This is a genomic window from Streptomyces sp. NBC_00057 (assembly GCF_045041165.1).
Taxonomy (GTDB): domain Bacteria; phylum Actinomycetota; class Actinomycetes; order Streptomycetales; family Streptomycetaceae; genus Streptomyces.
In genome coordinates this window covers 8,482,931-8,506,742 of the sequence record NZ_CP108256.1, presented here as the reverse complement: position 1 = coordinate 8,506,742, position 23,812 = coordinate 8,482,931, and the positions used below count along the sequence as shown (strand labels likewise).

Here is a 23,812-nt window from a genome sequence, read left to right as displayed (position 1 = left end):
CGCTCACTCAGGGCATCCATCCTGTGCCTTTTTTTGGACACGAAGGAGCGCGGCATCCAGACCTGGTTCTGTTCGGGGCGTGCCGGATGCCGAGGCATCTGATGCGCACGGTGTCAGTGGCGTTCGCGACGCCTCCGGCGCGAACGGCTTCCTCGATTCCGCCGGGCGCGAGCTGTGCGGACTGCGGGCTCTGCGCTGTAACCGGATCGGGCTCGATCTTGTGGTGACGGTGCGGTCCGCAGCCTTGCACGGAGCGCCGGACTTCGTCGGGCGTCCACAAAGCTGCCGGCCCGTCTCTTCGAGCACAAGGTCTCCTCTGCTCATTCCTTCGCCCCTCGGGGCAGGCTGTCGTTTGCAGGGCCGGGCGTGGGTTATGGGATCTGTGGCTGGATCAGAAGGGTTTCGAGTGGTCTGGTCCGGTGGGGCTGTGGGATCCCCAGCCGGCTTTGACCGTCGTCGAGGTGCCAGAACAGTGCGCGAAGACAGCGCCAGCCGAGGTCGACATGGGACGCGCCCTTGCCGACCGCTCGCCAGACCGTTGAGGCGGGCCGCGTCGGCCACGGTGGTCTTGGAGTGCGCCATGCCGCCTTACCGATCAACGGTGGCCGATAGGGGCGGTTCGAAAATCCGCCCCACGGTCCACCTCCTCGAACAATTCCGCCGCTCCCGCGGCGGTGTTCAGGGCCCATCGCCCCGTGCTCAGCAGGCCCAAGACCACGATGCCCAGGCCCAGCCCGAGCACCATCCACCACACGCCGTGCTCCGCTTTCATGAACGCCGTTTCGCCGCGGGTCAGGACCGAGCCCGCGATCGTTCCGGAGATTGCAACGCCCAGGGTGGTTCCGGTCTGCCGGCCCGCGGAGGCCAACGAAGTGGCCACCCCGGCCATCGAGCGGGGCATGCCGGAGACCGCTGTGTTGGTGATCGGCGGGTTGACGGTGCCCAGGAAGATGCCGAACAACAGGTAGGTCGCGAGCACGGCCGGCAGTGGGGTGGCCGGTTGGAGCCAGAGCGACGCGCCACCGGCCAGCGCCAGCGCACCCCCGGCGACCAGCAGCGGAAGCCGGGGGCCGCGCGCACCGACCAGCCGGCCGGTGAACGGGGAGAGCACCACGACCAGCGCCCCGACCGGGAGCAGGCACAGCCCGGTCGCCAGTGCTGACAGGTCGCGCACGTCCTGCAGGTACTGCGTGGTCACGAACAGGAATGCACCGAACCCGCACAGAGCGAAAAGCGCCATCAGGATCGCCGAACTGAACGGCACGCTACGAAACAGGCGCAGCTCCAGCAGCGGGTCGACGCGGCGTGGTTCGTAGCCGAGGATGCCCAACACGCCGAGCGCGGCCACGGCGAGCAGGCCCAAGAGGACCGGTGAGGTCCAGCCCAACTGCCTGGACTCGGTGATCGAGAAGACGACGCTGCCCAGTACCAGGATCACCAGGGTCTGGCCCACTGGGTCGAACCGGCGTGCCCGGGCAGCGCGGGACTCGGGCACGAACAGCGCGGTGCATACGATCGCGGCGGCCACGATCGGCACGTTGATCCAGAAGATGGAGTGCCAGCCGAAGCCGTCGACCAGGGCGCCGCCGAGGATCGGGCCCAGCGCCAGCGACAGGCCGGTCATCGAGCCGAAGGTGCCGATGGCCCTGGCCCGCTCGGCCGGTTGGGGGAACGTGGTGGCGACGATCGCCATCGCCACCGGGTTGAGCATCGTGCCGCCGACGGCCTGCAGCACCCGCGCCGCGATCAGCCAGGCGAGACTCGGCGACAGCCCGCACAATAGCGAGCCCAATCCGAAGGCGGCGAGGCCGACCTGGAAGATGCGCCGACGGCCGACCCGGTCAGCGGTGGATCCGGCCAGCACCAGGAAGCCGGCCAGCACCAAGGTGTACGCGTCGACCGTCCACTGCAGGCCGGACACCGAGGCGTGCAGATCGCGACGGATCGACGGCAGCGCAACGTTGACGATAGAGATGTCCATCACCACGACGATCACGCTGGCGCAGCAGATCGCGAGCACCAAGAGTCGACGGCGTCGGCTGAGTTCGGGCATGCGGGTTGTCCCATCGATAGGCACTGCTGACGATCGGCATTGAGGGGTTCGCGGAGCCTGACCACGACGCTAGGATTTAGAGCGTGGTCGAGGTCAATCAGCAGCCGGAATCCGGGCCCCCTCACTCCGACCCTCAGGCGGGCCTGAGCATCGGCGAGGCCGCCCGCCGCACTGGCGTCAGCGTGCATACCCTGCGCTACTACGAACGCGTCGGCCTGGTCGTCACCCCCGTCGACCGCACCCACGGCGGCCGACGCCGCTACCACCAACTCGACCTGGAATGGATCACCGTCTGCACCAGGCTCCGGGCAACCGGCATGCCCATTAAAAGCATCCGCCGCTACGCCGAACTCGTCGCGGCAGGCCGGGGTAACGAGGACGAACGCTTGAACCTGCTGGAGTCGCATCGCGACCAGGTGCTCGCCAAGGCTGCCGAACTCCAGGAGAACCTGAAACTCATCGACCACAAGATCGACGTCTACCGAGGCCGACTCGCCGCAGGCGACGCCTACCAGCTATGGGCACCCAACCGCCAACCGGGTGCACGCTGAGCGATCTGTCCGGTCGCGCCCTGAATCATCGGTCGTCGCTCAGTTCCGCGTAGGCACGCCACGGCACGCCGTCGCCGTCAATAACGTGTTGTTCCGCAACATCTGGAGTCCCGTACGTCGGCCTGGTACCGCCCATGAAACATGCCAGGGCCGACTGCATGCTCATCGACTCCACCCGTGCGCTTCGTCGGCTTCCCACCCAGCGTTGCGGTCGTCATCGCTGAGCCTGTCGTGGACTTCGTACTCGGTGAGCACACGGGTCTCGTCCATGACGCCCAGGATGCCAACAGCCCACGGCGACTGGTACGGCGGACAGGGTCGTGCTCAGCTGCACGACCCGTACGGTGCCGTTCCCGGGCGGCTTGCTGGGAGCCTGCGGATGTTCCCGACGGCTGCGGCCTGCTCCCGTAGGCGCTGGATCTCGTCGTGCGGAGCGGCCAGCCGTGAGACGGCGAGGTTCTTGAAGGTGGTGAGCTCGGCGATGGTCTCGTCCTGCTTGGCCAGGCTTTTCTTGAGCTCGGTGACCTGGGCCTTGAGTCGTTCGATTTGCGCGATCCGCGGGTCGACGACCTGCCCGGCCTCCTGCAGGGCACGAAGGCGTCGTTCGAACTCTTCGGCAAGGTGCTGGTAGGGGCCGGGGCGGGCGGTGCCGTCACGATTCTTCTTCGGCTGGCACGCGGTGCGGGTCAGGTCGGCTTCGGCGGCCAGTGTCTTCAGGTCGCAGCCGCCGCCGGGCGGAACGTCACCCTTGAGGATCCGGTCCATCGCGGCCCGGATGGCCTCCTCGTTGCGGGCGCGGGTCTCTGCGCTGATGCAAGCCATGAGGTGGGGATTCTCCTTACGCGATGGCGTCGATCGAGGCCAGGACCTTCATGTCCCGCTCCAAGTCAGCCGTCAGACGGGACTTTTCGGTCTTGTGGTTGCGGCCGATCGATTCGATGAAGACCTGCTTGGTCCTCACACTCTCGGCCCAGACAGGTCGCGTGCCCACTCGGTGACGGTGGTCTTGTAGGCGCGGCCGAACCTCGAGTAGCCCAGGTCTTCAGCGTCGCGGCGCCAGCAAAACGGTCCAGTCCCGGGCGAATCGAGCGTACGTCTCCCAGGATTCCGGGGACTTGCAGCCGTTCGCGGGGAGCTCTTGGGTCCATCGGTTGAGTACCACGGTGATCCGAGGCCCGGCATCGTCCTCGAAGAGAAGGTCGTCGTCTATGAAGAGCGGCATGAGGTCCGGGATGACTGGCCGACTCGACAGCCCCCAGGACTCCCAACCGATCGATGAGAAGTAGGTCACGAGCACGCCGCGGCGACCGTACGTATGAGACGCGATCAGCTGCAAAGCGCAAACTTCGAGGTCCCGGCCCTGCGCATCCTCAATGAGACGCGACAGTTCTGCCTACAGCGGACGTCCGAATAGTCGCCCTCACCCGACAGGGTTCCGTCCTTGAAGTGCTCCTCCGCCATGGGAACAGCATAGGAATGAGCGGCCCCAACAACTCGGCGCGTCATCCCATGTCTTCGAGTACGCAACCAACCGTCGTCGGAGCCAGCCGCCGAGATGTGAATTCGTCGGTCTGCGCTCACCAATCAGGACACCGCCCAAGTCGGCTTCCCGGAATGGATGGCTACCAGGCCGCCGTGGAATCGGTTCGGAACGCGGGTGGGGCGGCGAAGGTCGTCGCCTACAGTGCGCCCACCGCCGATCGGGGGCCCGGATCGAAAAAGTCGCCGCTGCCCACGGAGACGCGGTGTGGCGATCCGCGTCGGCAGTCGGTTGGCCTCCCGCGCATGGCAACTGCCTAGCTAGTAGCGTGTCGCTACTTAGTTATGGGTTGTTTGGTTGGGAGGTTGGTGTCTGGCAGATTCTCCTTCCGTTCTGCCAGACAGGGCTGGTGTGATGGGTTCGCAGAAGAGGCCGGTGGTGCTGACCGTGGCTGATCGTGAAGAGTTGGTTCGGGTGACCACGACGGGGGTTCATCCGGCCTCGGTGATCAGGCGGACACGGATACTGCTCGCGCTCGACACTTCTGCAGGCGCGATCGGCTCGCAGGACGTGATTGCTGCCCGGGTCGGGGTCTCGGGTGAGACGTTGCGACTGGTCGCCAAGCGTTTCGCTGAGACCGGTGGCGATGTTCACGCCACGGTCGCGCGGAAGAAGCGCGACCTCCCGCCGGTGCCCTCGCCGGTGACCGGTGAGGTCGAAGCCCGGCTGATCGCGATGGCGTGCTCACAGCCACCCGAGGGTTATGCCCGGTGGTCGCTGCGGCTGCTGGAGAAGCACGTCGCGCTGGTCGAGGACATCCCCGATCTGGATCACTCCACCATCGGGCGGGTCTTAAAAAAACGAAACTGCGTCCTCATCTGAAGAAGTGCTGGACCATCCCACCACGAGCGAACGCGGAGTTCGCGGCCCGGATGGAAGACGTGCTGGCCGTCTATGCCCGGCCCTATGACCCGGCACGTCCGGTGGTGTGCATGGACGAGAAGCCCTGCCAGCTCCTCGATCATGCCCGCGACCCGCTCCCGGCCCGCCCTGGTCACGACGTCTGCCAGGACAGCGAGTACATCCGCTGCGGCACATGCTCAATCTTCGTGTGGGTCGAACCCCTGCGCGGATGGCGTCGGGTTCAGGCACTGCCCCAGCGGACCCGGATCGACTGGGCCGGCCAGGTCAAGCAGCTGCTGAGCGTGGATTACCCCGACGCCGAGGCCGTGGTGCTGGTGATGGACAACCTCAACACCCACAACATCGCCTCACTTTACGAGGCATTCGACCCAGAAGAGGCCTTCGCCCTGGCCCAACGCCTCGAAATCCACCACACACCCAAACACGGGTCATGGCTCAACATCGCCGAGATCGAACTCTCCGCACTGACCCGGCAATGCCTCGACCGCCGGATCGGCAACCTCGACATCCTCAACACCGAACTCTCAGCCTGGCAGAACGCCACCAACACCGACCAACGTCAGGTGGACTGGCACTTCACCACCCACGACGCACGCATCAAACTCCGCCACCTCTATCCCAAAAGATAGCTGCGACGGTCTACTAATGCAGCCTCCAGGTGAACTTGCCGCCGCCCACCCACCGAACCTCGCCCGGGTCGTCGAGGTCGTGGACCCTGATGCCTGCGGCCGAGGCGGCGTGGAGCACGTCCGTCATCGATGTTGCCGCACTGACGACCTCCCCGTCGATCTCCACAAGGCGGAAGGGCGGATCACCTGACTGGACTGCCAGCACGGTGATCCGGGGCATCGAGATACGCGGGCTCGCACTTTCGGTCATGCGCAGATCCGTTCCACGCCACGGTCGACAGTATGCCCGGCGGCAGGATAGGTAACGCGACTCCAGATGACATGACCCCAGCGGCTGAGCCAGCTGCCCGTCGGAAGGCGGATACGCCGACAGCAGTCCGCAACCGGGCCCAACAGTGCGCGTCAAGACCCGCTGGCTGTTCGCCTGTCACCTGTCACCTGTCCCGGAACGCTGTCGGGTCAGCGGGGCAGGCCGGTCACGGCAAGGAACTCAGTGCGCGATCGGGCGTCGGTGCAGCAGGCCCCGGAGGGCGGGGGTCATGGTGGTGGTGCCGGTGGCCTGGACGCCGCGCCGGGTCATGCAGGCGTGCTCGGCTTGAATCACAACGCCGACACCTTTGGGTTCCAGCTGGGCTGGAACTGGGCGCTCCAGCCTTTGACCACTCAGTGCCCACCGAGTTCAGGGACCGGCTGAGCGGGGTCTGCTCAAAGCCGGCGGCCGGGCCTGCACGGACTCCGCCCAGCTGAATGTCGTCGAAGCGTTGAGCCCTTCGGACCCGTGCTCAGGGAAGTCGCCATCGGGCCGTGCGAGCGGCGGCGCCCTGGATCCGCGGTGCGTACAAGCCTGAGGCCGGGGCGGTTGTTGCGTTTCTGTGCGCTGTCCAGCCAGAGTTTTCCGCCAGGACGTTGTCGAGGAACGAATCGGTCGGCTTGCGCACTTCCGTCCGCAGGGGCGTCACCCGTCCGCCCTTCGAGTGTTCGGCGTCCCCGTCAGCTGCAGCACGGTATTACAGCTGATCAACACGATGCCAGAACTGCAGCCACAGGCCCGCGGGCCTGTGGCTGTCGACGAAGTTCGTCTGCCGCGACCGTACCCAGTAGCGGGGCGGCGTGGGAGTACCGAACCGGGCGCGGGGTATCCGATGCCGTAGAGCTCCAGCACAGAGCGCGTACCGCAGTTTCGCGAGCTCCGCGTGGTGCGGTCCGTCGGTCTCCGTGCCTCCTTGGACAGGGTCCTGCATCGAGTGGTTGCCGGAATTCATGGGCATGCTGCTGGGATGCCGGCAGGACACACGGCGGCGAGCACTTCGGCGCGTCATGGAGAAGCCGGAGCACCGTCAGGGGAAACTTTCGCCATGACCAACGCGATGAAAGCAGTCCTTGAGGGCGGCCCCGACGATCTTCCTGAGCGGATCGTTTCCATTACTACGCCCGGAGTCGACCTCAAGATCCCGTTCCGTGGTGGATACGAGCACTTCAAGGCGACGACACGTCACCAGAAAACCGACAAGGGCCAATTGCCTGTCTACGAATGGTGGGAGCGCACGGAAGTCCCAGGGTGAGGGTTGTCCGGTTACTGCCCTCGCGTTCCGTCCTGCCACAGCGTGAGTGATCTCGTTGTCGACTGCATGGCCGAGCCGGGATGCCATCGTGTCGTCGGCGATGTCGTAGCTCACGTATTCGGCGCCGCAGAAGCAGTACGCGCTGCCGTCGCGCCACACCACAGCCTCGTCGACACGCGCGGCAAGCCTCCCCGTCACCAGCCACCTCAAATGTCGTGGAGACCGGGTAGAACTCAAAGCCCTGGTCGTGGGCCGAACCCGCGCGCACTCAAACCGCTGCCTGCTCCTCCCCCAGTCCGCTGACCTCCATCACGTCATCACGCGACACCCACAGGCTGCCGCGCTCGCGGCAGGGCATGAGCATCTCCACGCAGCACCGGATTGCTGCACACCCGTCCCGCCGACCACGGACTGTTCGACACGCGTTCGGGGAACATCACTCGCTCATCGCCGTCCCACGGTGCTGCTCCCGGAAAGAGCACCGGACACGCGAGAGCCCCCGCCGCCAGGGACAGCAGAGAGCTGAAAAATCAGTGTGCCAGGAGTCCACCGACAGCGCGCTCGGTTTGCCTGATATGTCGCCGCTCGCGTCAGCCCAAGGGTCCGGCGGTCCGTACGGCGGGCGCGAGTGCGCGCCAAAAGGTCGGCCGACGGGGCTGGTCGGCGGATGCGAGTCAGCGAGGTGCTGGGCTGCGGGCCGCCGTCATGCGAAAGTGGCTTGCCCACGGGGCTGACCAGGAAAAGCGCCCAGGATCACGGAAAGACGGTTTTGCACCTGCATTCCTGTCTGAGGTGCAACCTCGGTGCACCCCTCCAGACACCCTTCGGTACAACCCTCACGTCGACGCCCCGCGGCACGCTTGCCCAGCAGTCACGGGCTGCAGCGGCTGGGGACATCCGCCAGGCGCCGGAGCTCGGCGGCATAGAACTTCGGCTTCCCGCCGGACCGGCCGGTCGACGTCGGATCCGTAGCCACGGGCCAGCTCGGCCAGGTGCCGGGAAGGTACCTGGCCGGCCCGCTTGGCAGGGGTGGCTGTGCGTGCCTCGACTCGTCATCGCACACCTCACCCCGATAGGGAAGCCCTCACCCACACACCCCTGCGGCAGTCGGCAGGAGTGCCGGCACGCTCGCCTGTCTGCACTAACCCGGTGCGCGCAGCGAACCTCCCACCGCGAAGCTGTGGGCATACGCGTTCACGCCGTCCCCTTGGCGAAAGACAGAGAAGGTTTTCCCGTGCGTCTGTACCGAATTGCACTGTGGGTCACGGCCCCTGTGGCAGTTCCTCTCATGGCGGCACCGCCTGGAGTGACTACGGCCCGCGCCGTCGGCGATACGACACCGGAAGGCCCCCTTGCCGTATGGCGGGCCGGAGCAGTTCCGGAGTCGGCTGTCGATTCCGCGCTGCCGTTCCCGGCCCTCGGAGCGAGGCCAGTGGCATTCCCCCGTGCGGCGCCTCGGCCCGCCATCGTGTTGCGTACTCAGTGGCGGGCCGACGAGACCAAGCGCGACCCACATGCCCACTACGCGCAAAGGGTGACGGCGGTCTTCATCCATCACACGGCCACCCCCAACGGCTACGACTGCGCCGACGTCCCGCGTACCCTGCGCAATCTGTATACGGGCCAGACCCGTGACCAGAGATGGGGAGACCTCGGCTACAACTTCCTCGTCGACAAATGCGGCACCATCTACGAAGGCCGCGCCGGCGGTACCGGCCGCCCCGTCGTCGGCTCCCACACCCTCGGGTTCAACCAGGGCACCACGGGGATTGCGGCGATCGGCACCTTCGGACGAGACACCCCCGTACCGGCAGCCATGGAGCACGCGATCGCAGCCCTCGCCGCCTGGAAGCTCGGCTTGAACGGCATCGACCCCACCAGCAAGGTGCGGCTCACGTCCACGAACGACAAGAGCCGCTACGCCAAGGGAGCTTCGGCCGAATTCGACGCCATCTCCGGCCATCGCGACGGCTATGCCACCAACTGCCCCGGGGAAGCGCTGTTCGCGCGGCTCCCCGCAATCCGCAAGATTGCTGCCGGCCTCCAGGGCAGATCCCCCCGAGCACCCTCTGGTGTCGCCCTGCCTGCGGGCTTGCGGAGCCTCCAACAAACCAGTCATTGACGCTCCATCAGCAAAGGGTGCAACTGGGGCGCAGCCCCTGGCATCGCAGACAACTCGGCCGGGGCGAACGAGCCCAGGGCGGCTATGCGGCCGCCCTCATGCCGAAGCCGACGCAGGACTCCACGCCGGCTTGCGGATCTCACGGACAGCCCTGCGGATCGATCCGGGCAATCTCGCGGATCCCTTTGACCGCCTCTCACACGGGCGTACGGCCCGTACTCCGGACTTCGCCTGCGCCTTTCACTCCTGTCGACGAGTCGTGTCATAACGGTTGAGCGGGCCACGAGCTCACGGTCGGCGGCGCGGGCGGCGCCCAGACCCTCGTCACGTTCCTTCAGTTTCGACTCCCGGTCGACCACCTCGTCCGCGAGCGCAGTGATCCGGGCCTTGAACAGCTCGGAGTCGTCCGGCCCGCCGAGACCCGTCTGACGGGACCATCCGGGAATGTCCTGTTACCTCATGGACTGGCGCTGGGGGCAGCCAAAGCTTCTCCCGTGGCTCCGAGGCGTATGCCGCGCAAGAGGGCCGTCACCCTGAAGCGAAGACTTTGACTCTGAAGGAGACGCACCGATGGCTACCAGCGACCTTGTTCTCGTCACGGGAGCCGGTGGCGGCACAGGTGGTGTGAGCCGCATCGTCCTCGACTTGCTCCTGGCCCAAGGAGTGTCGGTGCGCGCGATGGTGCACCGCAACGACCACCGCGCGGATGAACTGCGCGCACTCGGCGCTGAGGTAGTCGTCGGCGACCTCACCCGGCCCGCCGATGTCGCGGACGCCCTCGACGGTGCCGCCCGGACGTATTTCAGCATGAGTGTGTCGCCGGACTACCTGCTGGCGGCGACCGTGGTGGCCACCGTCGCACGCGAGCACGGCGATCTCGACTGCTTGGTGGACATGTCGCAGATGACGGTGTCCCAGATGACCAGGCACGGCCTCTGGAGCCCAGTATCACCGTCTCCACAAACCGGTACGGGGCGACTATCGACATGAGCATGAGCGTCGGGACTGACGCGGACACCGACCTCTGCCGGAATATGCACTCCCCCAGCAGGCCGGGGCCATCAGCGTGGGATGCCGCTGCCGTCCGTGCTCCGTAAGCTGGTGGACGACGTCGGGGCGGCCGAACTTCACGCCCGCCCGCTACACACAGCAAATCCGCGCAGCGATCGCGGCGGCCATCGATATCGACAGCTGGCCTTGACGCTCGGCGTCACGCCGAGCGCCGGACCAGCCGCTCAGCGACGCAACGCTACTGATGCCCCTGACACGGAGCCATTCATGACCACACCGCGGGACCTGTTGATCGCCGCCATGGACATGGCGGCCAGTCGCCCTCTGGAGCGAGGCGATCTGTCGCTTGCGCTCGCGGGAGCCGAGGTGATCGACCTCCTGAGCGTCCAGGCCGTCAGACTGGACGGCGATCAGATCGTGCCGAGCCACCCGCCGGCAATAGCTGATCGCCTGTTGGATGAGGCCGCGTCGTCGCTCGTCCGACAAGCGCCGTACGAGTCGCTCGAAGACTGGCTGTGGCGCAGAGGCCGCGGCCTGTCCACGGCCTATCTGGACGCCCTTGAGGTTGAAGGACAGCTCACTCGGCAACGCCGCCCCCGCTGGATGCCCTCCCGAGCCGGTCAGATGGTGTTGGTCGATTCGCCCGCTCGCCGCGAGGCGGCTGACCGCTGGACATCGGATGAGCCCGTACTCGCCGCCCTTGCAGCGGCCATCGGAATCCGTGACAAGCCGATTGGCGACTCCCCTGGCCTGGCCGACGACGCGGTGGCGACGGTGCTCGCCGCTGTTGACGACGCGTTGAGGGATCTGGAGTTCCAACGGCAACGGCGAGCCCTCGACGAGGCGGCCTTCGACAACATCTGGCGAGGCGAATAACGAAGGCATACGCGATGTATGGCGAGCATGGACTGGCCCGGGCCATGGCCGGTGCTCTCGGGCAGCTGGAGCAGCTGGGGTACGACCGGGGCTGGGCATACATCGCGAACCCGACCAGGATCGAGGCCGCGTTGGTCATCAGGACCTGGGGGCCAGCCGGTATGAGACAAACGTGGCTACGGCTTTCTCGGCACTGTTATACCAGCAGCACTTGCCATCCGGCTCCGCACGCGACCGGGGGAGAACCATCAGAATCCGACATCGGCGGGACGCCGGTGCCCGCATGACGTCAGGCTTGCCATGCTTGTCGAAGACATCGGCGTCCCTACCGGCGTTCACCCACACGGTGATGCCCCGATCACGAACAACGGCATTGAACGGCGAACCGTCCGGCTCCGTCCCGGTCACCACGGCGAACTCTCCACCCGGACACATCCGGTGATCGGTTCCCCACGGATCGGCCGGACATGGTCCAGTCCGCCACTGTGACCTGCTCGCGAGCCCCCAGTACGTGCCACAGCATCTCCCCGACCTTCTCCGTGTCCAAGAGCCTGGAGTCCGGAATGCGAGCGGTCAGCTCTTTCGCGGTGGTGGTCTTGCCTGCACCGAAGGTGCCGTTCAACCAGATGATCAGGCTTCCGACCCTACACACCACTCCGCGAGTGGATTCCGGAACCGAACCACGGTCAGCACACGCTTCACATCCCTGGCAGGGCTGTCACCACTGAAAGACACACCGGACGCCCCTGGGCAAGCCAACCCTGCGAATGGCGGCCTCTGGCTGTGTCGGCTTCTGCGGATGCCGTTTGGCGGTGACTTCGGGAGCCGCTGAGCAGCAGGTCGCGCCGCCGTCGACCAGGTCAATGCCCCAGGTCGGCCGGGGCCAGGACGTCGGCAAGGCGCGCAGCAGTTCCGGCTCGCCGTTGGCCACCCGTCCTCCGACGGCTAACGACGTGCCCCGCGCGGGGACGGCGGACCTGCGCCTCGGTGCCGTCGATCCGCAGCTTGACACCCACAGCGTCAGCGTAGGCGAACAGGTCCTCCAGCGAGCGCAACCGAACTCCCGGACGATCCGGGACGACGAAGCCGCGGGCCGCCAGCAGCGGGCGGACCTGACGGATCGCCCCGGAGACAGTGGAGCGGTCCACCGAGTACAGCTCCGCCAGCGCCGCGTGCGGCAGCCCCAGCCGCAGGTGACCCAGGGTGACCATCAGCCGGTCGGTGAACACCATGCGTTGCTCGGGACCCGCACCGGCGGCCCGTCGCCGGGCCCCACCGCGTCGTTCGCGCAGCGCCGACTCCCGGACGGCCTGCCACTTGGCGGCGAGTTCTTCGATCAACTCGACGAGATGTGCGCGGGAGAGGCCCGTCAGGACAGGATGGGAACAGGCCGCACGGGCCCAGCCAGCCTTCACAACCTGCTGAACCCGCCCGGCCGTTGCCCGGTTACGGTCACCGTTCCTCTTCCTCCCGGGGCTGCCCCCGGCCGGCGTCCCACCACGGGAAGGGAGCGAGGTCGGGCTCGACCCAGCCTGTCTTCGCCTGCGAGGAGGCCAGCGTCGACGGACGGTAGAAGCGGGCTGTCAGGAGTCGCTTGTCGAGCAGGGCGGGGTGGTGGTCGGCGAACGCGGTGAAGTCGTCTTCGCCGTGTTCGGCCGCGTGGTGACCGACCAGCTCCACCCAGGCCCGGCTGACGGTCGCGTGGTACTTCTGGGGCGTCCCCGCATAGCGGGCGGTGCGCTGGATGCCGTCGCTGACCAGGCCGACCGCCGCGCGCACACCGACCCGCCGCACGGCCAGCCACGTCAGATGGACATGTTCCCGGTGGCCGAACCGCTTGGTGGTTGCCATTACTTCGGCCATCAAGGCTTCGAAGTCGGGCGCGTTGGCAGCGTGCGGGGGATGAGCGGTCATGAGGGCACCTGGGTCAGGGCTTGCAGGGCAGCGCGCAGGCCTGCGATCGCGTCCGTCGGCAGGCCGTCGAGCGCGCGATGCTCCAGGCCGGTGATGGCCTGTCGGATCGTGGTGGCGGTCAGCTGTCCGGAGGAGGTGAGTTCGATGAGCACCGCGCGGCGGTCTCCCGGGCTGGCGCCGCGGGTGATGTGGCCGCGTCGTTCCAGGCGGTCCAGGACGCTGGTCAGCGTGGTGGGGCGGGTGCCCACGGCCGCGCCGAGTTCGGACACGGTCCGGCCTCGGCCGTCGGCCAGGTTGGCCAGTGCGTTGATCTCGGAGGCAGTCAGGTCCAGGTCGACGAGCTCTGCGGCGAGCACTTGCAGGGTGGCGTGGGTAGCCCGCTGCAGAGCAAGCAGAGCCGACCACTCAGATGGCACGGATTCGGATTTCACGATTTCGAACTATACGATTTCGTATTAACTGCTGCAAGTGAGACCGGAGCCATGTCCGACCTCAATCGCTCCCCGCGCCGTAAGGCCTGTCCAGTGGTTCGGGCAGAGCCAGAGACGTCCGTGGCGGTGCCGGCCAATACGGGGTCGCCCTTGGCCGCCTCAGGGCACTGGATGCCTTGGTGGCGAACTGGGCACAGATGCGCGCCTACTGCGGCCACGTCGATCGCGTCCCCGCGCTCCTGGAGCGGGTGGAGCGCGGAACGCGGCGACAGTGACCGTGCCATGGTCGGTGGGCCGGCCACCCTTGCTGCCTCGGCGCCGACGGTCGGCGAACGCGAGCGGATGGCACCCACCCCCGCCAGCCAGATGAATTTTGCAGGTCAGCCCACCTCATGAACGGCCCGGGGCCTCGTCGGGGCGGTGTCGCGCCGGCCTGACGCGTCTGCCGGGGATTCGTGGTGGACGGGTGTGGGCTCCTGCCACGTGCTGATGAGCGCGGCACGAGGTGGAGCCAGAGCGCCGAGGGAATGGGTCACACCCAGGCCCTCCTCGCCCCGGCCCGCCGCTGTGTCCATACCCTCTGGGCCCTCCTGGGCTACGGACGGTGCCATGAACCCTTGCCGCCGACGGCGCTGGCACCGTGATGACGAGCAGGCTTGCTCGGTGATCCACTGGTTGGTGCCCGAAGGCAAGGAGCCCGGTGATCACTCAAGGAGCAAAGACCGGCGCGCCCTGCTGGCAGAACACGGGCTCGCGCGTCTCCCCCTCGCGAACAAGGAGTAGAGCCTCATCCCCGTCCTGCAAGCCCTGAGAGAGACGCTTGACCTGCCCCTGGACCAGGCACGGCTCCACCTGGCGAAGCCCTGCCAGAGGTGACACGCGCCGGCGCCGGTGGACCGAGAACTCGCACTGTCCATGGGCCGGCCGTTTGACCATCAGTGTCCGCTTCCGAGTGTTGGCCGCCGGGGCACGGACACCGGGAGGCAACAAGGAACAGTGCGGTGCACATTCGACCGCGGAGGCGGGAAGGGGCGATCGGGGGCCCATCCGTACCGCTCGGGCGGATTCCTGGGCGGCCGGGACGTGGGCGGCATCTGCCGCGCCGGTGCCACGTTGTGCCGCCCGGGTCGCAGGGTCCTGCTGGAAGGGGAAGGCCGTGTACGGTGCGCGGCTGGGCTGGCAGCGCCTCGCCGTCCGGCTCTAGTATGGCGTGGCAGAAGGTTCCAGACTGGAACCCCGGCCCGATTCCGGCGGGCCGGGGTTCTGTGTCAGGCGGGTGAATCGATCACCGGCCTTTGTAGGGGTGCTCGGTTACCGGCCACCGTGATGGTGCTCGATCACCGGTCTCAGTAGTCGCCGCCCTCGTCGCCGCCGCCGAAGTCGCCGCCCTCGTCGCCGCCGCCGTAGCCGCCGCCGTGGTGGCGCTCGATCACTCGGAAGCTGCCCACGACTCCGTTGTGGACCTTCACGCCGCCCCGGACACGGCCCGGGTGGACGCCGTCGCTGGAGCTCCAGGGACCGACGGTCGCCAGCGGGGCGCCGTTGTCGCAGGTCGCGCCACGGAAGACCTCGACGGTCCGGCGGCTTTCGTTGCGGATGTTGAGGGTCTTGGAACCGAGACCGCTGACCACCGTGACGCAGCCGCCGCCTTCGGCGGTGTAGGTGCGCTCGTTGATCTGGATACGGCCCCTGAAGTGCTCCCGGTGGCCCTTGTTCTCGCGGCCACCACCCTTGTTGTTCTCGTAGCCACCCTTGCCCTCGTAGCCACCCTTGCCCTCGTTGCCCTTGCCCTCGTTGCCCTTGCCCTCGTTGCCGTTGCCGGACTCGCCGCCGTTGAGGGCCGACACGGGGGCGGCGGCCTGCTGGACGACCGGGGCCGCCTGGGCCGGCTCGGAGGAGGCGGCCGAGGCGTAGGTGATGCCGGTGGCGGCCAGGGCCGCGGCGGCCGCGAGAGCGGCGGTAACGACGGTGGAACGCGTAACCATGTCACTTCTCCTGTCTCAGAGAGGCCGGCTGAGCAGCTGGCCCGTGATTGAACGTACTAACGGCCCCCAAAGCTGTCATATCGGACACGTTGAAGGGTTGAGGCCAGGGCGCCAATCGGGGTACACGAGACACCCATATGCTATTTCCATTTAATCTGATGAAACATCAATTCCTTTCATATATTGGGTAGTTGATGTGCCATTAGCCTGTCCGGGCGACTTCCTGATGCCCGCTCACCCTTGGTGACAGCGTGTCTTTGTTGACACAGGACAGGCCGCAGGTGCCTGCCGTCGTCCTGAATGCCCGTCATTCATGGTCCCGCCTGCCCTGACCTGCAGTGACCGTCCGTAGAGCCGTTGCCGGCCCCGGCACGCAACCGGTCGAGGCGGAGGGGTGCCGTGCGGCCCGACCACGGCACAGCAGGCTCGCCCCTGCCTGCAACGCAGCCAGGCGCACCCAGCAAGCAGCCGACCTGTCCCTCCCGCGCCGGCGATGCCGTCGCCAGGCGACCGGTCCTTGTGAGTACGAGCCCGAGAATCCACGCACCGGAGCGCTTCTTCTCCACCAAACAGCGCCATCCCCTCCTGGAGGTCCTGGACAGGATCAGCCCGCCCATCCAGCCAGTCCCCGCAATCGACGCCCCAGACAACGCACTGAGCCGGTTCGACACACTCCGGACCCAGGCAGTCGAGGACAACCTCGCGACACGGACAGGCACGACCTACCAGGCCACGGCCGAACGGGGCGGCGAGCACGGCTCTTACGCTCACGACCGGACCACCGACGACAGTAAGACTGCACCGAAACACCGCCGACAGCCAGGCGGCAGCGGACCGGCCGGTCCGCATGAGGGCCGGAATCTCTACGACGAGGTCGCCGACGAGCTCCGGAACGCACCGGGCCTCCCGAATGTGCCGCTGATCGTGCTCACCGTCCTGAGGCACGACGACACCCAGGCCCAGCTGTGGTCCGCGCAGACACTGCGCAAGATCAACGAAGCCAAGACCACGCTGCACGCGCAGCCGGCTGCGTCAGTCCCGCACGGTGAGCACCGGATCCTCGACGACGCCGGGCACAGCCGGCTCCACGGGGAGCGCCAGGACGTCGTGCTCCAGGCGATCAATGACCTGCTGGGCAAGACCGCGTGACGGCTGATGGGCGCCGGCTCCGGCCCGCCCCTGCCCGCCCTCGTCATCGTCGAGCTCAACAATGTCCGGGGGCAGGCCTGCCGGGCGCACTGCAGGGCATCCTCCATCGCCTTGCCCGAGACACGGACCGGGCCGACGCGCCGGCTGAACCGGCTCGGAGATACTGCGCCCGTCGAACGCCTCCAGCAGCCGGGCCACCTCCGCCCGCCGTTCGCTGCCGACGGCCACGTAGAGGCCGGCGAGCAGCCTGTCGTTCCTCTCCTTGCGTGCGCTGAACGCCCGGTGCAGCGTCAGTCGCGGAACACCGAGCGGTACCTCGCGGTCATGTTCCTGAAAGGGCGCTGGTTGTAGCGGGGAGCCAGCAGGGAGCTACTGGGTCATCTGGCCTCATCCGGCCCATGACATGGACAGGCAGTGCCGGGTGCCGGCCGCCGTCTGTGCGGTGTCGGTGTCCCGCAGCAGCCGGAATAGCACCCCGCAGGCGGTTTCGGGGGTCGGGCGGCGTGGCGTACGTACTCGTGCGGGTCGTCGAGACTGCGTAGTTGGCCTTGGCTCCCCAGTCGCGTGCGCTTGAACGCCTTCGCTGTTGGACCACTCAGCGCTCCGGGGGTCAGCAGCGAAGTCCAACGACGCCCCAGCCGCGGTGGTCGGCTTCCACGACGACTTCGCCCCACCCCATGAGGAACTCGGCGAACGACTCAAAGTCACAGATCCAGCCCTGTGGTACTGCGGCGCGCTCCGCGAACGGCACTCGCAGAGTGTCAAGTTCAGGCTGCGCCTGAACCCAGTACCGCCTGATCGCGGAGACAGCGCCCGGTGGGCACCACAACAGAAGGTCCGCGTCCCGGGGGCACTCCCGCACGGGTATGTCTTTGGATTCCTCCCCAGCTACATACTCTCAAGCCCCTGCCGGAACAGCAGTGAAGCAAAGCGGTGCGCAGGCTCGGATCAGCGAAGTCCCTGACGTCTTCCCATCGCTCACCTGCCCAGAAATGAGGTTTGGAGGAGCCGAGGGTGTTACGGAAGGCGTACCTGCCGTCCCAGCCGGCATCTGGCACCGAAGGCCAGATCCACCCGCCTCGTCGAGGCCACCCGACGATTCGTCCCCGAACGCAGCCTCGTCCAGTTGGACGATACCCACCGATGCGTCCACGTCAAGAGCGACGACTTCAGCCGGAGTTGACGACACAAGCGACTTTCGGTCAGCCCTCACCGGGTCCAACTGGCCATACCCTCGGGGCTCACGCCGAGATCACATGCCACAGGAGAAAGCATGACTGCACGTCCCCCCGTTCCGCCGTTCACGCGCGAGTCGGCGATCGAGAAGGTCAGGCTGGCCGAGGACGGCTGGAACTCCCGGACGCCCGAGAAGGTGGCACTCGCCTACACCGAGGACTCCCGGTGGCGAAATCGCGCCGAATGGGTTACCGGGCGCGACGAAATCGTCGCCTTCCTGGCCCGGAAATGGGCCAGGGAACTCGACTACCGGCTCATCAAGGAGCTCTGGGCATTCGACGGCAACCGGATCGCGGTGCGGTTCGCGTACGAGTGCCATGACGACTCGGGCAACTGGTACCGCTCGTACGGCAACGAGAACTGGGAGTTCGACGCGAACGGGCTCATGAGTGCCCGGCACGCGTCCATCAACGACGTACCGATCCGGGAATCCGACAGGAAGTACCACTGGCCGCTGGGCCGCCGGCCGGACGGTCACCCCGGACTGAGCGACCTCGCCCTCTGACGAGCCGACCAGGCGGGGACAGCCGGCCGCAGTCTGCAGGAAAGGGCCGCAGGCGGCAGGAAGGGGCGACCCTTGCGGGATACGGGATATGCGCGCACTCCATCGGGTGCCCCTTCCCACCGTCGTGGCGCGATTCAGCCGGCGTCCGGAGCCGGGACGAGGCCCTCCGCGACCAGCCCCTCCAGGACGGCCGCGCCCAGGGCCTGCACCGCGGACTGCGGGCGGACCATTACCGTGAACTCCTTGATCAGGCCCGCCTCGTCGAACTGCAGCAGGTCGATGCCATGTATCTGCTTGCCGTTCACATTCGCCCGGAAGAGCAGAATCTCGGACGGGGCCTGTACCCCGTCCGTGCTGGTCTCGGCCGATCCGTCGAAGTGGCCGATGTAGCGGAATCCCTCGAACGTACGCAGCAGGACCCCGAACAGCCCAAGCACCATGGGCCGCCCTTCGAACGGAGTGAACTTCACCGGGCTGTAGAGCCGCACGTCCTCGGTGAACAGGCCGTCCAGTGCGGCGAGATCGCGCTTTTCGACGGCGGCGCGGAAACGGTCCGCGGTCTCGGCAGACATCATCAGCCTCCATACTCAATAATCTGACTACTCAATTTTATGAGTATCATGAAGGGGCAGGCAGCGAAAGGGAAGGGGCGGGGCCATGGCCTTGCGGCATGCGGTGCTCGCGGCACTGCTGGACGGGGAGTACAGCGGGTATCAGCTGGCCAAGGTCTTCGACGTCGGCGTGGCGAACTTCTGGCACGCACTGCCTCAGCAGCTGTACGCCGAACTGGCCAAGCTGGAGAAGGACGGGCTGGTCGCGGGCCGGCAGGTGGTGCAGGAGACCCGGCCCAACAAGCGGCTGTTCCATGTCACCGACGCCGGGATGGCCGAGCTGGAGCAATTCGCCGCGGCCAGTGCGAAGCCAGGGTTCATCCGCGATGACCTGGTCGTCAAGGTCCAGGCCTCCGATCACATCGGAAGCGGTCCAGTCATCGATCAGCTGGACGAACGGGCGGCCGCCGCCTCGGCCAAGGTCGAGCTCTTCGGCAACCTGTTGCGGCAACTGCGCGGCGAGATGGACGAGGACGAGTTTCTGCTCAGGGGCGAGCGAATCGGACCATATCTGACCTGTCTGCGGGGCCTCGCCTTCGAGGAGGAGAACAGGGACTGGTGCCTCCGGATCGCCGCCCTCCTGCGCCGACGACAGGCTGTTGCGGCGGAGAGCGACGATGCCTAGCCGGTACCAGGCTGTTCCGATCCCACCGCCTGTCCGTCGTTGCGTCGGTGGACGGCGCACTCTCCGGCCTCGCCGTGCCGGAATCACGGCGCCTCCGAGACGGCGATCCATGCCCTGCAGGCCGCCATCGACGACCTGCGACATCCGTCGGCGACCGGCGTCCAGCTGCGTGTCGGCGGCAGAAGCGGAAGCTGGTACGGCACTTCTGGGGTCGCCGACCAGCGCAGCGGACGGACGATCCGGCCCGGCGATCGGGTCCGGATCGGCAGCGTCAGCAAGGCGTTCCTCGCGACCGTCGTCCTGCAACTCATCCATGAGCACCGGGTCGAGCCGCCCACACCTGTTCAGCTCTGCCTCCCCGGGCTGCTTCCCGCCGAATATCCGGATATCCGCATCTCCCACCTGCTGACGCACACCAGCGGTCTGCCGAGCAAGAGCGGACCCGATGTCATCGACACGAGCACGCCTGAGCTGATCCTGGCCCACCGATACGACCGGGGGACACCGGACCGGCTCCTGGCGACCGTCACCCGGACGAAGCGGCTGAAGTCGCACTCCACATCCTCGTCGGCTGCAGGTCCTCTGGCACCTGCTGACGGTGCCGGAGCACGCTGCCCCGATGAACCAGCTGTCTCAGCTGATGGGGTTCTCCACCGCCGGGATCACCAAGGTCGTCGACCGGCTCTGCGAGGCGGGCCTGCTGGAGCGGCGGGCCTCGTGCTCCGACCGCAGAGTGACCTATGCCGCCCTGCCTCCCGTCGGACTGTCCGCCGCGGCCGACGCCTCCTCGGCGCCGGCGGCCGCCCTGCGTCGTCGCATGGCGGCAGCCGGAGTCGGCACGGATCTTTCGCCGCCCTCGCGGCGGACATCGCCCTGCTCGACCCGGCACCGGGACCGCGCACCGCGGGCCTGACTCCCCCGGCGCCTGAGCGGCTATCGGGCCGTGGCTCTCTCAGTGGCGCATCATCACCCCGTCACACCGTCGATCCGCTCGCGCAACAGGTCGGCGTGGCCGCTGTGGCGCGCGTACTCCGAGATCATGTGGACGTGGACCATGCGCAGTGAGTACACCTCGTCGGCATGGGTGAAGGTGTCGTCCAACGAGGCATCGGCAACGATCTCGTCCGCCAGTCGGCATTCCTCGACGAGGCGCGCATAGTCCTCGGCGGCGCGGGCCGGGTCCAGGTCCTCGAAGTCCGCGTCCTTGCCCTTCTCGGGGTCGTACATGGGGTCGAGCATCTGACCGGCGAACCGCTGCCGGAACCAGACGCGTTCGACCTTCGCCATGTGGCGGATCAGTCCGAGAAGTGTGAGATTCGACGGCGATACCGTCTGTTCGGCGAGCTGCGCCCCGTTCAGGCCGGCGCACTTGTGCAACAGGGTGCTGCGGAACCAGGCGAGATAGCCCGTGAGCATCTCCCGCTCACCGGCCACGAGTGAACCGGGCGTGCGTTTCACATCAGGCGCTGTCCATGTCATCCCGTGATCTTGCCTTGTGCGCGCCGGATCGGGACAGGGTTTTCACATGCCGTCCGTGGGCTCCGTCGGCCAGGTGGTCGTGATGGATGTGGTGATGCTGACGGCCACTCCGAGCACCAGGAACAGGACAAGCAGCCCTTCCCCGCCCCACTCGTCGGCGAGTGATTTGTGCGCCGTCGGCGCATACGGCGTCACCCCACGTCGGGCCGGAAGGGAGCGGCCAGCAATCGGCCACGGGCCGATCGGGTGTCCCGGCCCAGGTCCAGGAGCTCCGGCGGAAGGAAGCTCGGGGCCTGGGCCGGCCGCCCGGTTGGCGAGCAGACATGCGAGCAGGCCCGCGAGCAGACCACGCGAGAATCGTCTCCGCGAACCCGCACGGGCCGACTCAGGCGCTCCCGACAGTCGTGCCGCGTGCGCCGGACCGGCCCTCCCCCGCGGGTTCGAGGAGGTTTCTGCGCAGCGCAGCCACCAATTCCTCGTCAGCACCCAGGAGTTCGGCGGTGTATTCGCGGACGGAGCCGTGGGTCGCGGCGAGATCCGCCAGGAACAACCGCATGATGCCGGCGGGCGCCCGGCCGTAACCGGGCCAGACCGGGTCCTGGTCGGCGTGGTCCGCCCGCCAGTCGGCCAGGAGCCGTTCTGTGGCGAGCTCGGTGAGGGTGAAGTCGGCGACGATGTCGTCCTCGGCCACACCGAGCAGGGACAGAACAAGTGCGGCAAGCAGCCCGGTGCGGTCCTTGCCCGATGCGCAGTGGAAGACAACGGGGCCGCTGTCCTCGGCCGCGAGCACGTCCAGGGCGCAGCGGAGCTCGGCAACTCCGTCGTGGGCGACCTCTGCGTACCGGTCCGCCAGGAAGCGTCCGGTCTCCACATCCGGGCCCAGTGCCGCCTGGTCGTAGGGCCGGTGCTCGATGCTGAGGTGGTGGTAGCGCAGTCCCGGTGCGTCGGGCACTCGCCCCTTGGCTGCGATCTCCCAGTCGTAACGCAGGTCGATGACCGTGCGGACGCCGAGGGCCAGGAAGCGGTCCCAGTCCTCGCCCCGGAGCTTGCCCAGCGAGTCGGATCGGTAGAGCCTCCCCCAGCGGACCGGGCGGCCGCCGTACCCCCGATATCCGCCCACGTCGCGGAAGTTGTGCAGTCGTTCGAACGCTATGTGTCTGTTCACAATGCAGAACTTTAAGGTCATGTCACCGTGCACGACGGCGCGGTGCCGGTGCTCGGCCTTGGCCCGCTCGCCGCGCCGTACCGGCTGCGAGTCGGCGCCTTCGGAGGGGCTGAGCCGAGAATGCAGGCGTGTCTACTCCTACCCTCCTCACCGGACGCGATCCACGGGGCGAATGGGCTCTGCTGCTTCTGTCGGCCGCTTCCGGGGCTGCCGACGCGTTCGTCTTCATCTGTGTCGGTCAGGTCTTCGCCGGAGTGATGACCGGGAATCTGGTGCTGCTGGGCGCTTCCGCCGCCGGTGTCGGGGAGCACTGGGTGGCCCTGCGTGTGATCACCGCACTCGTTTCGTACGGATTCGGGGTCATGTGCGGTGCGTGGATGAGCGAGCGGCTGCGGTGGCCTCTGCCGGTGATGCTGCTGATAGAAGTGGCACTGCTGGCGGCGGCGGCTGTGCTGTGGGCGCTGGACCTGATCACCTCCGACGGGGACCGGCTGGGACTGCTGGTACTCATTGCCGTGGCCATGGGGATTCAGGGCCGTATCCGCGCGACGCCCACCAATTACTTCACAGGCACGCTCACGTTCCTCGTCAGCCGCGTGACGCTGCGGTCGCGCAACCAGGGGGACGGCTGGGTGGCCGGCCGGCTGATCGCGGTCGTGGCAGGGGCGGCAGTGACCGCGCTGGCGGTGCGGTTCTGGCCGGGTGCCGCAGCCACGGTGGCCGTGGCGCCCGCAGTGGGTGCGCTCCTGATCGAGTCGGTGCCCAGGAGACTCTCCCGGGGCTGACCGCGCCCACCACGGGGAAAAGGGAAGCCCCGGCCGGATCGGGGGAATCCGGCCGGGGCGGCTCACGTGCGGGCGCGATGTGCGACATCCACACATAGGTGAACAATAAACCATCGCGCCCCGTTCCCGAGAATCCGCACCCCGACTGTGATTCACGGCACGGAATCAGGTCTTCCGGGTATGGATCAGCTGCCGGCGGGTGCCTGACTGCAGTAGCGGCGGTTGAACTGTTCGATACGGCCGGCCGTGTCCAGCACCTGCTTCGTCCCGGTGTAGAACGGGTGACTCGCCGACGAGGTCTCCACGTCGATGACGGGATAGCTCCGACCGTCCTCCCAGGTCACTCGCTCATCCGCGTCCGCGGTCGAACGGGTCAGGAAGGCAACCCCCGCCGCACGGTCACGGAAGACCACCGGACGGGAGACGGGGTGAATACGGGACTTCATGGGCGTTCCTTCCTTGCCACTACAGGGGGATGGGATCAGGGGTCCGACGCGGGTGCGGCGGTCAGCGCTCCTCGCGGAAGAGGACGTGCTGCCCCACGACGGGGTCGAACTTGCGCAGGACCAGCCGGTCGGGATTGTTCCGGCGGTTCTTGCGCGTCACGTAGCCCTGCCCCGTTCCGGCCGTTGACCGGAGCGTCACAACGGGGCGGGTCTCACTGCGTGCCATGGACGCCTCCACTCTCTCGCGCCGACCCCACTCGCCCCTTATGGGAA

Annotated in this window: 28 protein-coding genes and 5 pseudogenes; 13 read left to right on the top strand and 20 right to left on the bottom strand. The window is 67.4% G+C overall.

Annotated elements, in window-relative coordinates; genetic code table 11:
- Nucleotides 1-595 precede the first annotated feature (595 nt).
- Nucleotides 596-2,020, bottom strand: a complete 1,425-nt coding sequence (locus OG953_RS39970; protein WP_405692341.1) for an MFS transporter — start codon at nt 2,018-2,020, stop codon at nt 596-598.
- A 116-nt stretch (nt 2,021-2,136) separates the two neighbouring features.
- On the opposite strand from OG953_RS39970, the gene OG953_RS39965 reads away from it, so the two are divergent.
- Nucleotides 2,137-2,604 carry a MerR family transcriptional regulator gene (locus OG953_RS39965; protein WP_405690726.1) on the top strand — a complete coding sequence of 156 codons (468 nt, stop codon included), beginning with the start codon at nt 2,137-2,139 and terminating at the stop codon, nt 2,602-2,604.
- Nucleotides 2,605-2,928: 324 nt separating this feature from the next.
- Here the strand turns inward: OG953_RS39965 and OG953_RS39960 are convergent, their stop codons facing one another.
- Genes OG953_RS39960 through OG953_RS39950 form a run of 3 tightly spaced genes read right to left on the bottom strand, consistent with a single transcriptional unit; the run spans nt 2,929 to nt 3,826 of the window.
- A complete protein-coding gene (locus OG953_RS39960; protein ID WP_405690724.1) occupies nt 2,929-3,426 on the bottom strand; it encodes a hypothetical protein in 498 nt (165 codons plus the stop codon).
- Nucleotides 3,427-3,442: 16 nt separating this feature from the next.
- Complete coding sequence (locus OG953_RS39955; RefSeq protein WP_405690723.1) at nt 3,443-3,595, bottom strand: hypothetical protein; 153 nt, start codon at nt 3,593-3,595, stop codon at nt 3,443-3,445.
- A 51-nt stretch (nt 3,596-3,646) separates the two neighbouring features.
- Nucleotides 3,647-3,826, bottom strand: coding sequence for a hypothetical protein (locus OG953_RS39950; RefSeq protein ID WP_405690720.1), 180 nt, complete (start codon nt 3,824-3,826; stop codon nt 3,647-3,649).
- A 693-nt stretch (nt 3,827-4,519) separates the two neighbouring features.
- Here OG953_RS39950 and OG953_RS39945 point away from each other — a divergent pair.
- The gene (locus OG953_RS39945; protein WP_405690718.1) at nt 4,520-4,966 is read left to right on the top strand and encodes a helix-turn-helix domain-containing protein; all 447 of its coding nucleotides are present in this window, start codon (nt 4,520-4,522) and stop codon (nt 4,964-4,966) included.
- Entirely contained in the window at nt 4,855-5,637 is a 783-nt protein-coding gene (locus OG953_RS39940; protein WP_405690716.1) for an IS630 family transposase, read from the top strand. Before OG953_RS39945 ends, OG953_RS39940 begins: the two co-directional genes overlap by 112 nt.
- Before the next feature lie 13 nt (nt 5,638-5,650).
- Here the strand turns inward: OG953_RS39940 and OG953_RS39935 are convergent, their stop codons facing one another.
- Complete coding sequence (locus OG953_RS39935; RefSeq protein ID WP_405690714.1) at nt 5,651-5,887, bottom strand: hypothetical protein; 237 nt, start codon at nt 5,885-5,887, stop codon at nt 5,651-5,653.
- Between the two features lie 209 nt (nt 5,888-6,096).
- A pseudogene (locus OG953_RS39930) lies at nt 6,097-6,268 on the bottom strand (GTP cyclohydrolase I); the annotation flags it as partial.
- Nucleotides 6,269-6,992: 724 nt separating this feature from the next.
- Here OG953_RS39930 and OG953_RS39925 point away from each other — a divergent pair.
- The 4 genes from OG953_RS39925 to OG953_RS39910 all read left to right on the top strand — a co-directional run bounded on the left by OG953_RS39925 (nt 6,993) and on the right by OG953_RS39910 (nt 11,208).
- Nucleotides 6,993-7,199, top strand: a complete 207-nt coding sequence (locus tag OG953_RS39925) for a DUF5988 family protein (protein WP_405690712.1) — start codon at nt 6,993-6,995, stop codon at nt 7,197-7,199.
- A gap of 1,432 nt (nt 7,200-8,631) precedes the next feature.
- Nucleotides 8,632-9,321 carry a peptidoglycan recognition protein gene (locus OG953_RS39920; protein ID WP_405690710.1) on the top strand — a complete coding sequence of 230 codons (690 nt, stop codon included), beginning with the start codon at nt 8,632-8,634 and terminating at the stop codon, nt 9,319-9,321.
- A gap of 570 nt (nt 9,322-9,891) precedes the next feature.
- Complete coding sequence (locus OG953_RS39915; RefSeq protein WP_405690708.1) at nt 9,892-10,311, top strand: NAD(P)H-binding protein; 420 nt, start codon at nt 9,892-9,894, stop codon at nt 10,309-10,311.
- Nucleotides 10,312-10,599: 288 nt separating this feature from the next.
- A complete protein-coding gene (locus OG953_RS39910; RefSeq protein WP_405690706.1) occupies nt 10,600-11,208 on the top strand; it encodes a GPP34 family phosphoprotein in 609 nt (202 codons plus the stop codon).
- A gap of 17 nt (nt 11,209-11,225) precedes the next feature.
- Here the strand turns inward: OG953_RS39910 and OG953_RS39905 are convergent.
- From OG953_RS39905 to OG953_RS39875, 7 genes and pseudogenes are all read right to left on the bottom strand, one after another.
- Nucleotides 11,226-11,371, bottom strand: a pseudogene (locus OG953_RS39905) (MFS transporter); the annotation flags it as partial.
- A gap of 327 nt (nt 11,372-11,698) precedes the next feature.
- A pseudogene (locus OG953_RS39900) lies at nt 11,699-11,842 on the bottom strand (ATP-binding protein); the annotation flags it as partial.
- A 226-nt stretch (nt 11,843-12,068) separates the two neighbouring features.
- Nucleotides 12,069-12,548, bottom strand: a complete 480-nt coding sequence (locus OG953_RS39895; protein WP_405690704.1) for a transposase family protein — start codon at nt 12,546-12,548, stop codon at nt 12,069-12,071.
- Between the two features lie 112 nt (nt 12,549-12,660).
- Nucleotides 12,661-13,122, bottom strand: coding sequence for a hypothetical protein (locus tag OG953_RS39890; RefSeq protein ID WP_405690702.1), 462 nt, complete (start codon nt 13,120-13,122; stop codon nt 12,661-12,663).
- Nucleotides 13,119-13,553, bottom strand: coding sequence for a MarR family winged helix-turn-helix transcriptional regulator (locus tag OG953_RS39885; protein ID WP_405690700.1), 435 nt, complete (start codon nt 13,551-13,553; stop codon nt 13,119-13,121). The genes OG953_RS39890 and OG953_RS39885 overlap by 4 nt, the downstream gene beginning before the upstream one ends.
- 393 nt (nt 13,554-13,946) lie before the next feature.
- A pseudogene (locus tag OG953_RS39880) lies at nt 13,947-14,063 on the bottom strand (IS5/IS1182 family transposase); the annotation flags it as partial.
- Between the two features lie 836 nt (nt 14,064-14,899).
- Nucleotides 14,900-15,538, bottom strand: coding sequence for a hypothetical protein (locus OG953_RS39875; RefSeq protein ID WP_405690698.1), 639 nt, complete (start codon nt 15,536-15,538; stop codon nt 14,900-14,902).
- A 519-nt stretch (nt 15,539-16,057) separates the two neighbouring features.
- Between OG953_RS39875 and OG953_RS39870 the strand changes: the two genes are divergently transcribed.
- Complete coding sequence (locus tag OG953_RS39870; RefSeq protein WP_405690697.1) at nt 16,058-16,687, top strand: hypothetical protein; 630 nt, start codon at nt 16,058-16,060, stop codon at nt 16,685-16,687.
- A gap of 610 nt (nt 16,688-17,297) precedes the next feature.
- Here OG953_RS39870 and OG953_RS39865 read toward each other — a convergent pair.
- A complete protein-coding gene (locus OG953_RS39865; RefSeq protein ID WP_405690694.1) occupies nt 17,298-17,438 on the bottom strand; it encodes a hypothetical protein in 141 nt (46 codons plus the stop codon).
- A 522-nt stretch (nt 17,439-17,960) separates the two neighbouring features.
- Here OG953_RS39865 and OG953_RS39860 point away from each other — a divergent pair.
- Nucleotides 17,961-18,428, top strand: a complete 468-nt coding sequence (locus OG953_RS39860) for a DUF1348 family protein (protein WP_405690693.1) — start codon at nt 17,961-17,963, stop codon at nt 18,426-18,428.
- Between the two features lie 134 nt (nt 18,429-18,562).
- Here OG953_RS39860 and OG953_RS39855 read toward each other — a convergent pair whose 3' ends face one another.
- Nucleotides 18,563-19,003, bottom strand: a complete 441-nt coding sequence (locus tag OG953_RS39855; RefSeq protein ID WP_405690691.1) for a nuclear transport factor 2 family protein — start codon at nt 19,001-19,003, stop codon at nt 18,563-18,565.
- 82 nt (nt 19,004-19,085) lie between these two features.
- Here OG953_RS39855 and OG953_RS39850 point away from each other — a divergent pair, with 82 nt between their 5' ends.
- The 3 genes and pseudogenes from OG953_RS39850 (at nt 19,086) to OG953_RS39840 (ending at nt 20,577) form a co-directional block, all read left to right on the top strand.
- Complete coding sequence (locus OG953_RS39850) at nt 19,086-19,664, top strand: PadR family transcriptional regulator (protein ID WP_405690689.1); 579 nt, start codon at nt 19,086-19,088, stop codon at nt 19,662-19,664.
- Between the two features lie 39 nt (nt 19,665-19,703).
- A pseudogene (locus tag OG953_RS39845) lies at nt 19,704-20,162 on the top strand (serine hydrolase domain-containing protein); the annotation flags it as partial.
- Nucleotides 20,163-20,235: 73 nt separating this feature from the next.
- A complete protein-coding gene (locus OG953_RS39840; protein WP_405692339.1) occupies nt 20,236-20,577 on the top strand; it encodes a MarR family winged helix-turn-helix transcriptional regulator in 342 nt (113 codons plus the stop codon).
- A 53-nt stretch (nt 20,578-20,630) separates the two neighbouring features.
- Here the strand turns inward: OG953_RS39840 and OG953_RS39835 are convergent, their stop codons facing one another.
- From OG953_RS39835 to OG953_RS39825, 3 genes are all read right to left on the bottom strand, one after another.
- Nucleotides 20,631-21,143: a DinB family protein gene (locus OG953_RS39835; protein WP_405690687.1), complete on the bottom strand. Its 513-nt coding sequence runs from the start codon at nt 21,141-21,143 to the stop codon at nt 20,631-20,633.
- Between the two features lie 42 nt (nt 21,144-21,185).
- Nucleotides 21,186-21,338 (bottom strand): hypothetical protein, encoded by a 153-nt coding sequence (locus tag OG953_RS39830; protein WP_405690685.1) that lies wholly within the window; start codon nt 21,336-21,338, stop codon nt 21,186-21,188.
- 190 nt (nt 21,339-21,528) lie between these two features.
- Nucleotides 21,529-22,308 (bottom strand): tyrosine-protein phosphatase, encoded by a 780-nt coding sequence (locus tag OG953_RS39825; RefSeq protein WP_405690682.1) that lies wholly within the window; start codon nt 22,306-22,308, stop codon nt 21,529-21,531.
- A gap of 128 nt (nt 22,309-22,436) precedes the next feature.
- Between OG953_RS39825 and OG953_RS39820 the strand changes: the two genes are divergently transcribed.
- The gene (locus tag OG953_RS39820) at nt 22,437-23,093 is read left to right on the top strand and encodes a YoaK family protein (RefSeq protein WP_405690680.1); all 657 of its coding nucleotides are present in this window, start codon (nt 22,437-22,439) and stop codon (nt 23,091-23,093) included.
- Between the two features lie 185 nt (nt 23,094-23,278).
- Here the strand turns inward: OG953_RS39820 and OG953_RS39815 are convergent, their stop codons facing one another.
- Nucleotides 23,279-23,539, bottom strand: coding sequence for a type B 50S ribosomal protein L31 (locus OG953_RS39815; protein WP_405690679.1), 261 nt, complete (start codon nt 23,537-23,539; stop codon nt 23,279-23,281).
- Between the two features lie 61 nt (nt 23,540-23,600).
- Complete coding sequence (rpmG, locus tag OG953_RS39810; protein ID WP_405690677.1) at nt 23,601-23,765, bottom strand: 50S ribosomal protein L33; 165 nt, start codon at nt 23,763-23,765, stop codon at nt 23,601-23,603.
- Between the last annotated feature and the right edge of the window lie 47 nt (nt 23,766-23,812).